This window comes from Pseudomonas sp. TE3899, assembly GCF_056279105.1.
The window spans coordinates 6,704,197-6,716,046 of the sequence record NZ_JBWBQR010000001.1 but is presented as its reverse complement, the minus strand read 5'-3'; the positions used below and the strand labels follow the sequence as shown (position 1 = coordinate 6,716,046).

Annotated in this window: 11 protein-coding genes; 6 read left to right on the top strand and 5 right to left on the bottom strand. The window is 61.5% G+C overall.

What is annotated here, in order from left to right; genetic code table 11:
- The first annotated feature begins 93 nt into the window (after positions 1-93).
- Together ACZ89E_RS30500 and ACZ89E_RS30495 are read left to right on the top strand one after the other, a co-directional pair.
- Entirely contained in the window at positions 94-399 is a 306-nt protein-coding gene (locus tag ACZ89E_RS30500) for a PepSY domain-containing protein (RefSeq protein WP_149657801.1), read from the top strand.
- A gap of 308 nt (positions 400-707) precedes the next feature.
- Positions 708-1,883 carry a GAF domain-containing sensor histidine kinase gene (locus tag ACZ89E_RS30495; RefSeq protein ID WP_149657802.1) on the top strand — a complete coding sequence of 392 codons (1,176 nt, stop codon included), beginning with the start codon at positions 708-710 and terminating at the stop codon, positions 1,881-1,883.
- Here ACZ89E_RS30495 and ACZ89E_RS30490 read toward each other — a convergent pair.
- Positions 1,880-2,317: a hypothetical protein gene (locus tag ACZ89E_RS30490; protein ID WP_476256977.1), complete on the bottom strand. Its 438-nt coding sequence runs from the start codon at positions 2,315-2,317 to the stop codon at positions 1,880-1,882. The genes ACZ89E_RS30495 and ACZ89E_RS30490 overlap by 4 nt on opposite strands.
- A gap of 111 nt (positions 2,318-2,428) precedes the next feature.
- A complete protein-coding gene (locus tag ACZ89E_RS30485) occupies positions 2,429-4,051 on the bottom strand; it encodes a methyl-accepting chemotaxis protein (RefSeq protein WP_476256976.1) in 1,623 nt (540 codons plus the stop codon).
- 275 nt (positions 4,052-4,326) lie between these two features.
- Here ACZ89E_RS30485 and ACZ89E_RS30480 point away from each other — a divergent pair, with 275 nt between their 5' ends.
- Positions 4,327-5,349, top strand: a complete 1,023-nt coding sequence (locus ACZ89E_RS30480) for a transporter (RefSeq protein WP_149657805.1) — start codon at positions 4,327-4,329, stop codon at positions 5,347-5,349.
- A gap of 335 nt (positions 5,350-5,684) precedes the next feature.
- Positions 5,685-7,304, top strand: coding sequence for an inorganic phosphate transporter (locus ACZ89E_RS30475; protein WP_476256975.1), 1,620 nt, complete (start codon positions 5,685-5,687; stop codon positions 7,302-7,304).
- A gap of 110 nt (positions 7,305-7,414) precedes the next feature.
- Here the strand turns inward: ACZ89E_RS30475 and ACZ89E_RS30470 are convergent, their stop codons facing one another.
- A complete protein-coding gene (locus tag ACZ89E_RS30470; RefSeq protein ID WP_149657807.1) occupies positions 7,415-8,311 on the bottom strand; it encodes a LysR family transcriptional regulator in 897 nt (298 codons plus the stop codon).
- Positions 8,312-8,429: 118 nt separating this feature from the next.
- On the opposite strand from ACZ89E_RS30470, the gene ACZ89E_RS30465 reads away from it, so the two are divergent.
- Complete coding sequence (locus tag ACZ89E_RS30465) at positions 8,430-9,188, top strand: SDR family NAD(P)-dependent oxidoreductase (protein ID WP_149657808.1); 759 nt, start codon at positions 8,430-8,432, stop codon at positions 9,186-9,188.
- Between the two features lie 146 nt (positions 9,189-9,334).
- On the opposite strand, the gene ACZ89E_RS30460 is transcribed toward ACZ89E_RS30465, so the two are convergent.
- The gene (locus tag ACZ89E_RS30460) at positions 9,335-10,186 is read right to left on the bottom strand and encodes an NmrA family NAD(P)-binding protein (RefSeq protein WP_476256974.1); all 852 of its coding nucleotides are present in this window, start codon (positions 10,184-10,186) and stop codon (positions 9,335-9,337) included.
- A 114-nt stretch (positions 10,187-10,300) separates the two neighbouring features.
- Between ACZ89E_RS30460 and ACZ89E_RS30455 the strand changes: the two genes are divergently transcribed.
- Positions 10,301-11,212 carry a LysR family transcriptional regulator gene (locus ACZ89E_RS30455; protein ID WP_149657810.1) on the top strand — a complete coding sequence of 304 codons (912 nt, stop codon included), beginning with the start codon at positions 10,301-10,303 and terminating at the stop codon, positions 11,210-11,212.
- 167 nt (positions 11,213-11,379) lie between these two features.
- Here ACZ89E_RS30455 and ACZ89E_RS30450 read toward each other — a convergent pair whose 3' ends face one another.
- Positions 11,380-11,814: a multidrug/biocide efflux PACE transporter gene (locus tag ACZ89E_RS30450; protein WP_149657811.1), complete on the bottom strand. Its 435-nt coding sequence runs from the start codon at positions 11,812-11,814 to the stop codon at positions 11,380-11,382.
- Between the last annotated feature and the right edge of the window lie 36 nt (positions 11,815-11,850).

The following is an 11,850-nucleotide window of genomic DNA, read 5'->3' as shown; positions in this document are numbered from 1 at the left end:
GAGCTTGCTCGCGAAGGCCGTTTTTAAGGGTGAATTAAGTTGCGCCGGTTAACCTGAGCCCACTTAAACAGATCACCCCAAGGAAAGACTTTTATGAAAACCCTGACTGCCCTGTTCACCGCCGCTGCCCTGACCCTCACTGCCGGTATGGCCCAGGCTGACATCCGCGTCGACCAGATCCCTGAGCTGGTCAAAAGCGGCAAGATCAAGCCACTGGAAGAAATGAGCCAGGCAGCGCTGAAACTGCATCCGGGTGCGACCATCACCGACACCGATCTGGACAACCACTTCAACGGCTATGAATACGAAGTCGAATTGAAAGATGCCAAAGGCGTTGAATGGGACGTGGATTTCGATGCCGCCACCGGCAAAGTCCTGAGCAACAAACAAGACACATAATCCCCCAATCCCTGTGGATCACCGCCATCCCTGTAGGAGCGAAGCTTGCTCGCGAAGGCGGCAGCACATCCAGCATTGATGTGACTGACACACCCCAATCCCTGTAGGAGCAAAGCTTGCTCGCGATAGCGGTGAATCAGGCGACATCAATGTTGGCTGATCGTCCGCTTTCGCGAGCAAGCTTCGCTCCTACAGGGGTTATGCGAAATCCAAAAAACGCACGATCATCCGGTCGTGCGTTTTTTTGTGCCTGCGCGCGCCAGGATCGCTAGAATCCGTTCACGGCGTTCAAGCAGAGAACAAGAAACATGCAAACAGCGGCAGCAGACATCACCACCATCGGCCGCATCAGCGCCGTGCCGGCGATTCTTCAGGTGATCCGGGAAATGACCGGCCTGCGCTTTGCCGCCGTGGCCCGTGTCACCGAGGATTCCTGGACGGCCTGCGCCGTGCTCGATCAACTGGACTTCGGCCTCAAGGTCGGCGGCGAACTGGATGTGGTCTCCACCCTGTGCCATGAAATTCGCCAGGCCCATGTGTCGGTAGTGATCGACAAGGCCAGTGAAGACCCGCTGTACCGCGATCATCACACCCCGCGCCTGTACCAGTTCGAAAGCTATATTTCGGTCCCGGTGTTCCGTACCGACGGGCGTTTCTTCGGCACCATCTGCGCCCTCGACCCTAACCCCGCCGAGCTCAAGAGCAGCGCGATCCAGACCACCATGGAGTCGTTCGCCAGGGTGCTGTCGCTGCAGATCGAAGCCGAAGAAAACCTGCAACAGACCGAAGCGGACTTGCAGCAGGAACGGCAAACCGCCGAACTGCGCGAACAGTTCATTGCCGTGCTCGGCCATGACTTGCGCAACCCGCTGTTCGCCATCAGCGCCGCCGCCGAAATGCTCCAGCGCAAATCCCCCAATCCGGCCAGCGACAAACTGGTGCAGCACATCCTCACCAGCGCCCGACGTGCCGCGCAATTGGTGGACGACGTGCTGGACTTCGCCCGTGGCCGCCTGGGCAATGGCATCCCGCTCGATATCGCGACCTGCCCGGACCTGGGCGATGCGCTACAGCATGTGATTTCAGAGATCCAGGGCGTGCACCCGCAACGGGTCATCCGCGCGTCGATCGGCGACCTGCGAGACGTCCAATGCGATCGCGAGCGTGTCGCGCAATTGCTCTCCAACCTGCTGGCCAATGCTATTGCCCATGGCGATGTCCGAGGTGACATCGAAGTCATTGCGCAGGTGGATCAGGGCGCCTTGATGCTGGCGGTGAAAAATCAGGGGACGATCCCCGAAGCCGTGCTGCCCCATCTGTTCCAGCCCTACTCGCGACCGACCCGCGACACGCCCCAGGCCGGCCTCGGGCTGGGCCTCTACATTGCCAGTCAGATTGCCCAGTCCCATGGCGGCCAACTGCACGTGGCGTCCACGGCGCAGAGCGGCACGCTGTTTACCTTCAGCCTGCCGGCCGCGAGTTAAGTCGACGTACTGACCATCGACCCGGACGTGCTGCTGCCTTCCTGCTGCAACGCCTGCAACAACGCCGCCGTAGCGGTCTGCAATGAACCCGAGGTGGTTGCGATCTGCGATTGCGCGGCGGCCACATCGGCGGCTTTGGCATCGGCGCTTTCCTGTTTGGCCTGAGCGGCTTGCAGTTGCTGTTGTTGTTCCTGCAATTGCTTTTGCAGCTCGGCGATCTGCTTGCGCAAGTCCTTCACCGCGTCGGATTCCGTGCTGCTGCTCGAACTGCCGCCACCCGCCGCCGGCGCCGTACCGTTCGCGGAAGTCTTGGAGGTATCGCTGGAGGCAGCCGCCGTCACGGAGGTCGCGTCGTCGGTGCTGTCGCTGATCGCGGTTTTGCTGGTCGGTGTTGAAAGGGTCTGGTTGATGGAAACCGAGGTGATGCTAACCATGGGATTGATCCTAGGTGGGTTCAGGTTAAACCCATCATCGACATCCGCTGGCCGCACTTGAGATCGACTGTGTACCGGTTTGGTAAGCGAACCGGTACACAGTGTTTTTGCTTAAGCGCTCAGACGCGCCGTCACTTCATTCAACTGCCCCGACAAGCCGTGCAGGTTGTGGCTGGCGGCTTCGGTACGTTGCACGTTGTCCAGGTTGGTACTGGCGATGGTGGTGATCTCGGTCAGGTTGCGCGAGATGTCTTCGGCCACCGAAGTCTGTTCTTCGGCGGCGGTGGCGATCTGGCGGTTCATGTCGCGGATGGCTTCCACGGCATGGGTGATGCGCTCCAGCATCGCGCCGGCCTCGGTCACCTGGGCGACACTTTCTTCGCTGCGCGACTGACCGCTTTCAATCGCCTGGGCTGCGTCCACCGCACCGGTTTGCACGGTCTGGATGATCTGGTTGATCTCGATGATCGACGCCGCCGTGCGCTGGGCCAGGCTGCGCACTTCGTCGGCCACGACCGCAAAGCCGCGTCCGGCTTCACCGGCACGGGCCGCTTCGATGGCGGCGTTGAGCGCCAGCAAATTGGTCTGCTCGGCGATGCCGCGAATCACTTCCAGCACTTTGCCAATGCGGCCGCTGTCGGTTTCCAGACGACGGATCACCGTGGCCGTATTGGCGATTTCGCCGCGCATCTGGGTGATGGTGTGAATGGTGCCCTGCATAACCTTTTCGCCTTGCTGGGCGGACTGGTCGGCATCGTCGGCGGCGCGTGCCGCATCGGCGGCGTGACGCGCCACTTCCTGAGCCGTGGCGGACATTTCGTTCATCGCCGTGGCCACTTGGTCGGTGCGGTTGAACTGTTCGTTGGTGCCGCTGGCCATCAGGCCGGCGATGGCGTTCAACTCGCCGCTGGCGCTGTCCAGGTCCTTGGCACTGCGCTGCAAACGGTTGAAGGTTTCGGCGAGGAAATCGCGCAGGGTGTTGGCGGCCATGGCCAGTTTGCCCAGCTCATCCTGACGGGTGCTGGCCACGCGGTCGGCGAACTTGCCCTGGCTCAGTTGCGCCACGTAGTCGATCAGTTTGCGGATCGGGTCCACCAGGTTGCGGTTGATCAGCCACAGGCTCAACAGGCCAATCAACAGACCCGAGGCGAGCATCACGATAATCCCCAACATCACCGTGCGCTCGGCACCGGCGCTGATCAGTGCCGATTGCTCGGTGCCCTGCTTGCGCAGTTCGCCGACCAATTCGCTCATTTGATCGCTGGTGGCGCGGTCCACGCCTTTGACGGCGGTGTCGCCAGCGGTTGGGTCGGCACCGGCGGCGACGTAGGCATCGCGTCCTTTCTGGTAGGCGCTGCCCAACTGACGGTGTTCGTCACGCAGGCGTTCGATGCGGGTCTTGAGCTGGCCGTCCAGGCCTTTCTGGCTGGCCAGTTCGCTGAGGATGCCCTGCACGTCGCGCTGGCGGTCTTCGAATTGCTTCCAGTATTTATCCAGGTCCGCCGGCTGCTTGCCGCGCAGCAGGACGTTTTTCCACTCCTGTACCTGCACTTTGAATTGCAGGTTGGCCTCATCGATCAATTGCGAAGTGTGCAACGGCCCGTCGATCAGATTGGCGTAGCTTTGCACGCCGCTGGACAGGAAATGAAAGCAGGCCAAGGCGATCAGCAACATCGCCAACAGGCTGCCGCCGAGCAATGCGAGGATTTGGGCTCTCAGGGATTTTTGCAGCATCGAGTGATACTCATGACAGGAAATAGGCACGCCTGGTTGGGCGTGAGAGACGTCCAAACTTCCCTGTCTGCGGTCCCGGCTCGTGGCCGAAGCCGCGCAACCTAACACCTGCGTCATCGGCGTGCCAGAGCGGTTCTTGAATCAATTCCGATCATCGGTAGCGCACACGTTTGCGCACCACGCAACTGTCACAAAACCGTCAAGAGACCTTGCGATGATGCGGCTCAAGTGAACCTGTGAAACCCGCGACAGGCACTTCCTCCCAGCGAGACCTCATGAACCACAGCATCGATCACACTCACCGCGACACTGACTTGTTCGGCTTGCTGTACGGCTTCCGTTTTCGTCCGGGTGAGCGCGGCCGGGAGATCGATTCGGCTGAGGCGCTACGCTGTTTGCAGCAACCGGATGACAGCGACGAATTCCTCTGGCTGCACCTGAACCTGGCCCACGCCGCGTGTGAGCGCTGGATGAAAAGTCATCTGGAATTGCCCGAGGAGTTTTTCGAGGCGCTGCACGAGGGCTCGCGTTCGACGCGGATCGAGCATGTGGATTCGGCATTGCTGGCGGTGGTCAACGATGTGGTGTTCAACCTCAGCAGCATGGTGTCCTCGGATGTCTCGACGCTGTGGGTCTGCGCCCGCAGCAAATTGATCATCAGCGCGCGCCTGCAACCGCTGCACTCGGTGGATAAGTTGCGTTCCTCGGTGAAGGCCGGCGAGTGCTTTCGTTCGCCGCTGGAATTGCTCGTGCACCTGCTGCGCGATCAGGGCGAAGTGCTGACGCAGATCGTGCGCAAGACCAGCCAGAGCGTCGATCAGATCGAAGACGAATTACTCTCCTCGCGACTGTCGACCAACCGTGCCGAACTGGGCGCCAATCGTCGGGTGCTGGTGCGCTTGCAACGGCTGCTGGCGCTGGAGCCGGGGTCGTTGCTGCGCCTGCTCAACCGGCCGCCGCAATGGCTGCAGAAGGAAGACGTGAAGGAGCTGCGCAAGTCCACCGAGGAGTTTGCGCTGATCATCAACGACCTCACGGCCCTGGGTGAACGGATCAAGCTGTTGCAGGAAGAAATCGCCGCCAACCTCAACGAACAGAGCAACCGCACGCTGTTTACCCTGACCGTGGTCACGGTGCTGGCGTTGCCGATCAACATCATTGCCGGTTTTTTCGGGATGAACGTGGGTGGCGTGCCGCTCTCCGGCGACCCGGAAGGTTTCTGGATTCTGGTGGCGCTGGTGGCGACCTTTACCTTGATTGCCGGGCGTTGGGCGTTTCGTAAGCGCCAGGATTATTAACGCACCCCATTCCTCTGTAGGAGCGAGGCTTGCCCGCGAATGGAACGCCTCGGTCTATCTGAATGACCGCGTTATCGTTCTTCGCGGGCAAGCCTCGCTCCTACAGGACGTTGATCGTTCCCACGCTGTTGATCGTTCCCACGCTCCGCGTGGGAATGCAGCCAGGGACGCTCCGCGTCCCAAAGCGGACGCAGAGCGTCCGGGGAGGCATTCCCACGCGGAGCGTGGGAACGATCAGTAGGTGAAAAACCCCAAACACTGACCCACCGCAGTCTCTCTGTCACATTTTGAAACGATCATGGGCGACACTCCTTCCCTCATCAGGATTGTCCGTGATGGCTACTCCTTCCTATACCACTGCCCAGGCGCCCGTCAGCGGCAGCAGCGCCAGACCGCAGCTCAATAAAAAACCCGGCCTGTTCACCCTGGTGATTTTCTTCGGGGTACTGGCCAGCGGGTTGTTGTTCACCGCTTACAGCCTGATGCACGACATGCACGAACTCGGCACGGTGGTGACCACCTGGACCCCGTTTCTGCTGCTGGGTGTGGCGCTGCTGATCGCCCTGGGTTTTGAATTCGTCAACGGCTTCCACGACACCGCCAACGCCGTGGCCACGGTGATCTACACCAACTCGCTGCCACCGAACTTCGCGGTGGCCTGGTCCGGGTTCTTCAACTTCCTCGGCGTCCTGCTGTCCAGCGGCGCGGTGGCGTTCGGCATCATCGCGTTGCTGCCAGTGGAACTCATTCTGCAAGTCGGCTCCTCCGCCGGTTTCGCGATGATCTTCGCCCTGCTGATCGCCGCGATCCTGTGGAACCTCGGCACCTGGTGGCTGGGCTTGCCAGCCTCGTCGTCCCACACCTTGATCGGTTCGATCATCGGCGTCGGCGTGGCCAATGCCCTGATGCACGGCCGCGATGGCACCAGCGGCGTGGATTGGGCACAAGCGACCAAGATCGGTTACGCGCTGCTGCTCTCGCCCTTGGTCGGCTTCGGTTGTGCCGCGCTGTTGCTGCTGGCGTTGCGCGCCTTCGTCAAGAATCGCGCGCTGTACAAGGCACCGGAAGGCGACGCACCGCCGCCATTGTGGATTCGCGGCCTGTTGATCCTGACCTGCACCGGCGTGTCCTTCGCCCACGGTTCCAACGATGGCCAGAAAGGCATGGGCCTGATCATGTTGATCCTGGTCGGGACCCTGCCAATGGCCTACGCGCTGAACCGCACCATGCCCGCCGATCAGGCGTTGCAGTTCGCCGCCGTGGCCGAAGTCACCCAGCAAGCCTTGGTCAAAGCATCGCCGCAGCCGGCCCCGGCGGATCCGCGAGCGATCCTTTCCGACTACGTACGCAGCAAGGAGGCCACGCCACAATTGGTCCCCGCCCTCGCCGAACTGACCGGCCGTATCGGCGCCGAGGTCAAGGGCTACGGTTCGCTGTCGAAAGTCCCGGCCGAGGCCGTGGGCAACGTGCGTAACGACATGTACCTGACGAGCGAAACCATTCGCCTGATGGACAAGAACAAGGTCGGCAACTTCGACGCCGACACCAGCGGCAAGCTGCAACTGTTCAAGCAACAGATCGACAACTCCACGCGCTTCATTCCGCTGTGGGTGAAGATCGCCGTGGCCATCGCGCTGGGGTTGGGCACCATGGTCGGCTGGAAGCGCATCGTGGTGACGGTCGGTGAAAAGATCGGCAAGACCCACCTGACCTACGCCCAGGGTGCATCGGCGGAAACCGTGGCCATGCTGACCATCGGCGCCGCTGACATGTTTGGTTTGCCGGTGTCGACCACCCACGTGTTGTCCTCGGGGGTGGCCGGTTCGATGGTCGCCAATGGCGGCGGCTTGCAGATGAAGACCATCCGCAACCTGCTGATGGCCTGGGTCCTGACCTTGCCGGCGGCGATCCTGTTGTCGGGCAGTTTGTACTGGTTGTTCACCAAACTGTTCTGACCCGCCCGGACCTGTGTAGGAGCGAGGCTTGCCCGCGAAGGCTGCTTAACATTCAACGTAAATGTTGACTGATAGACCGCTTTCGCGAGCAAGCTTCGCTCCTACAGGGGTCAGTGGGTTGCCTGGATAACGTGTTCCAGCCACTCCATGAACGCCCGCACCCGCAACGGCAAATGCCGCTGCCGCGCATACAGCAGTGATACGTCCATCGACGGGGCTCGCCATTGCGGCAGCACCTCCACCAGCTCCCCCGTGAGCAGATACGGCCGCATGCCATGCAACGGCGCCTGGATCAAACCGAAACCACCCAGGCACGCCGATTCGTAGCCATCGGAGTTGTTCACCGTGATGCTGCCGGCCATCGGCACGCGACGGGTTTGCCCCGCCGCCTCGTACACGAATCCTTCCGAACGTGAACCCAGCACACCGACGTAATGCACCAGCCGATGCCGGGCTAAATCATCGAGGTGTTCCGGCACGCCATAACGCTCCAGGTACGCCGGGCTCGCGCAGTTCACCATGGAAAACTCGCACACCCGGCGCGCCACCACCGATTGATCCGGTTGCGCCCCGACCCGCACCACGCAATCAAACCCCTCGCTGAGCAAATCGACCCGGCGGTCGGTGCTGCTGATCTCCAGTTCCAAGTGCGGATGCTTGGCCATGAACTCCGGCAGGCGCGGCATTACGAAGCGCCGCGCCATGATGCTCGGCATGTCGATGCGAATCCGCCCCGCCAGCGAGGCCTCGTCCTGCTTGAACAGGCCTTCGATTTCATCCATGTGCGACAGCAGATCCTTGCTGCGCTCGTACAACGCCAGGCCATCCTGGGTCGCCTGGACCTTGCGCGTGGTGCGTTGCAGCAGGCGTGTGCCGAGCAGGGTTTCCAGGGCCTGGATGTGCTCGGACACCGTAGACCGAGGCAGGCCAAGGCTCTCGCCGGCGAGGGTAAAACTCGACATTTCGCTGACACGGACGAAGGTGCGCAGCAGTTCCAGCTTGTTCATAGGCCGACCTTTATTGTTCGGATTAACCGACCAGTGATTCCGATTCACTCCTGTTTATCACTGCCAGGCGGATAAATACACTTCCTCACATCGCTCACCCACCGCTTGAGGAAATCCCATGAACCGTAAAATCGCATTGATCACTGGCGCCAGCCGCGGCCTGGGCAAAAGCACCGCGCTGCACCTGGCCACCCAAGGCATCGACGTCATCGGCACCTACCACAGCCGCGCCGATGAGGCCCAGGCACTGGTCGCGGAAATCGAAAGCCTCGGTGGCCGCGCCGCCATGCTGCAACTCGACGTCGGCCAGAGTGAAAGCTTCGCCGCCTTCAGCAGCGAAGTCGCCAAGGTGCTGAAGAACCACTTCGATCGTCAGCACTTCGACTTCCTGGTCAATAACGCCGGGATCGGTGTGCACGCCAATTTCGTCGACACCACCGTCGAGCAGTTCGACTTGCTGGTAAATATCCATTTCAAAGGCCCGTTTTTCCTGACCCAGAACTTGCTGCCGCTGATGAATGACGGCGGGCGCATCGTCAATATTTCCAGCGGTCTGGCGCGCTTCAGCCTGCCGGGTTACGGCGCTTATGCGGCGATGAAAGGCGCGATGGAAGTGCTGACCCGGTATCAGGCCAAGGAACTCGGCGAGCGTGGAATTGCCGTGAACATCCTGGCGCCGGGGGCCATCGAGACTGATTTTGGCGGCGGCGCAGTGCGAGATATCGCTGTGGTGAATCAGATGGTAGCGAGCAACACGGCGCTGGGTCGCGCCGGTCAGCCGGATGATATTGGTGCGGCGATTGCGCTGTTGCTGTCGCCGGGCGGCCAGTGGATCAACGGCCAGCGCATTGAAGCGTCGGGTGGGATGTTTTTGTAGGAGCGAGGCTTGCCCGCGATGGCACTTGCTGACTGAATGACCGCCATCACCTGTAGGAGCGAAGCTTGCCCGCGAAGGCGTCGTCACAGCCACTATCAATGTCGGACGTGATGGCCTCTTCGCGGGCAAGCCTCGCTCCTACAGGTTTAACGCGCCAGCAGTTGTTTGAGCACGGTCAACAACTCGACCCGGCCTTTGCGCGGTTCGCCTTCAAACTCGATCCAGCCTTCATTGAAGCCATCGAGCATCTGCATCCGTGGCAATGGATGGCGCATCCCCTGACGTTCAAACAAGCCCTGCCAGGTTTCCCGTGGCACGACGTGCATGCGCACCGGTTTACCCAGCAATTCGCTGAACCCGGCGCCCAGTTGCAGCGGCGTGATCCGTTGCGGGCCTTCCAGTTCGACGATGCGTTGACCGCGCCAATCCTCTTGCAACAGCTCGGCGGCGACGCGACCGACATCGGCGGTGGCGATCATCGGCACGGGTTTATCCAGCGGTTGCAGGAAGCTCGGTATCCCGCCCGAACCGACGGCGTGCTCGACATCCCATAACGCGTTTTCCATGAACCAGGCCGGCCGTAACAGGGTGACGGGCAAGGCCAGCTCGCTCAACGCCAGCTCCAGCAAGCGCAATTGATTAAGCAGGTTCGGTTGGGAAGCCTGAGCGCCGATAGTCGACAGGGCCACAACTCTGCCGGGGCGCGCCGTTTCCAGCGCCGAACCGATGTTCTCCACCACTTGCCGGGTTTCCGGGAAACCTGGAGACGGGTCGAAGTTCGACGGCATCATCACGAACACGCCTTTTACGCCGGTAAACGCCTCGATCATGGCGTTGCGGTCATCGACATCCGCCACCGCCACCTCACAGCCCTGCCGCACCCACACCGCACCTTTATCCAGACTGCGCACGACCGCGCGCACCGGATGCCCGGCGGCCAGCAACGTCCGGGCGACCGCGCCGCCCACTTTCCCGGTAATGCCCATGACTGCGTACATCAGCTGTTCTCCTGCGCGATGGCGACGGTTGTCGCGATGGACGCAATTATTGGGTGCAGAGCGGACATTCTCCGATAGCATGAATGTCATTGAACAAATGATCGGGAGTCATCAATGAGTTTTGATGCGAGCCTTGCCAGCGGCATGGGCGTGTTCAGCGCGGTGGTCGATGGCGGCAGTTTCGTGCGGGCGGCCGAGGCGCTGGAGCTGACGCCGTCGGGTGTCAGCCGCGCCATTGCCCGGTTGGAAAAACGCTTGGGCATCCGGTTGTTCGACCGCACCACGCGCACGGTCACGCTGACCGATGAAGGCCGGCGCTTGCATGGCGAAATCGCGCCGCTGCTGGCCAGCCTGGAAGAAGCCGCCAACTCGGCCTCAACCAGCGCCACCCAAGTGCGCGGACGGTTGCGGGTGAACATGGACCCGTATTTTTCACGGCTGATTCTGGGGCCGAAGCTGGGGCAGTTCATGGCGCGCTATCCCGAGCTGTACCTGGAGCTGCAAACCCGCGATCAGCTCGGAGACATGGTGGCGGAAGGGTTTGATCTGGCCGTGCGGTTCGGCCATCCACAGTCGTCATCGCTGGTGGCGCGCAAGTTGTTGGAGGTGCGCGTGTTGACCCTGGCGTCGCCGGCGTATCTCAAGCGCCACGGCCGACCGCTGGCACCGCTGGACATGGAAGACGAGCGACACACCTGCGTGCAGTTCCGCGACCCGCAAACGGCGCGGCCGTTTGGCTGGGAATTCCATCGCCCGGGCCGCGCGGTGCTGCATGTGCAGCCGCATTGCCGGTTGCTGGTCAATGACGTCGGCACGTTGCACAGCGTGTGCGAAAGCGGCGAGGCGATTGCCCAGGTGCTGGATTTGGGGATCGCCCCGGCGTTGGCCGAAGGCCGCTTGGTGGAGTTGTTTCCCGATTGGCCGGACGAGCGATTTCCGTTGTATGCGCTGTACCCGTCGCGGCATTTGCCGGCGGCGAAGGTGCGGGCGTTTTTGGGGTTTGTGAGTGAGTTGTGTGCCGGATGATTCCTTTGTCGCCGCGATCCCTGTGGCGAGGGAGCTTGCTCCCGCCCGGCTGCGAAGCAGTCGTAAAACCATCAACGCGGTTCCTCCGATAAACCGCGTTTTGCCATTTTGGGACCGCTTCGCGCTCCAGCGGGAGCAAGCTCCCTCGCCACAAAAGCTACCCGGCGTCAGCGGATTGCCCGGCCCATCAACAACCGCTCCCGCACCACGTCATACCCCCAGTGGTAAACATAGGTGTACGGCAGGAAAAACAACAACACACCGATGTCGAGCAAGAACGCCTGCCACAGGCTGATGCTCAGCCACCAGGCAATCAGCGGCACGCCCATCACGATCAGGCCGCCCTCGAACAGCAGCGCATGCACCACCCGCACCCAGGCGTTGCGCACGATGTCGTAGCGCTTGAGCAACCGGTCAAAGAACCCGTTGAACACCACGTTCCAGCCCAGGGCCAGGGCGGCGATGGCCACGGTGGCGACGCCCATTTCCAGCATCGGCTTATCCATGACCCAGGCCAGCAACGGGGTGCAGATCAGGACGGCCAGCAGTTCGAAACCGATGGCCTGGAAAATACGTTCAGTAATGGATTTGTTGGCATTCATGGCCAGACTCCCTGAGTGACTGTGGTTGCCATGTTC

Bases quoted from the DNA above. Each gene is read 5' to 3' on its own strand.
- ACZ89E_RS30500 (WP_149657801.1), top strand. From the start codon at position 94: ATGAAAACCCTGACTGCCCTGTTCACCGCCGCTGCCCTGACCCTCACT.
- ACZ89E_RS30495 (WP_149657802.1), top strand. From the start codon at position 708: ATGCAAACAGCGGCAGCAGACATCACCACCATCGGCCGCATCAGCGCC.
- ACZ89E_RS30490 (WP_476256977.1), bottom strand. From the start codon at position 2,317: ATGGTTAGCATCACCTCGGTTTCCATCAACCAGACCCTTTCAACACCG.
- ACZ89E_RS30485 (WP_476256976.1), bottom strand. From the start codon at position 4,051: ATGCTGCAAAAATCCCTGAGAGCCCAAATCCTCGCATTGCTCGGCGGC.
- ACZ89E_RS30480 (WP_149657805.1), top strand. From the start codon at position 4,327: ATGAACCACAGCATCGATCACACTCACCGCGACACTGACTTGTTCGGC.
- ACZ89E_RS30475 (WP_476256975.1), top strand. From the start codon at position 5,685: ATGGCTACTCCTTCCTATACCACTGCCCAGGCGCCCGTCAGCGGCAGC.
- ACZ89E_RS30470 (WP_149657807.1), bottom strand. From the start codon at position 8,311: ATGAACAAGCTGGAACTGCTGCGCACCTTCGTCCGTGTCAGCGAAATG.
- ACZ89E_RS30465 (WP_149657808.1), top strand. From the start codon at position 8,430: ATGAACCGTAAAATCGCATTGATCACTGGCGCCAGCCGCGGCCTGGGC.
- ACZ89E_RS30460 (WP_476256974.1), bottom strand. From the start codon at position 10,186: ATGTACGCAGTCATGGGCATTACCGGGAAAGTGGGCGGCGCGGTCGCC.
- ACZ89E_RS30455 (WP_149657810.1), top strand. From the start codon at position 10,301: ATGAGTTTTGATGCGAGCCTTGCCAGCGGCATGGGCGTGTTCAGCGCG.
- ACZ89E_RS30450 (WP_149657811.1), bottom strand. From the start codon at position 11,814: ATGAATGCCAACAAATCCATTACTGAACGTATTTTCCAGGCCATCGGT.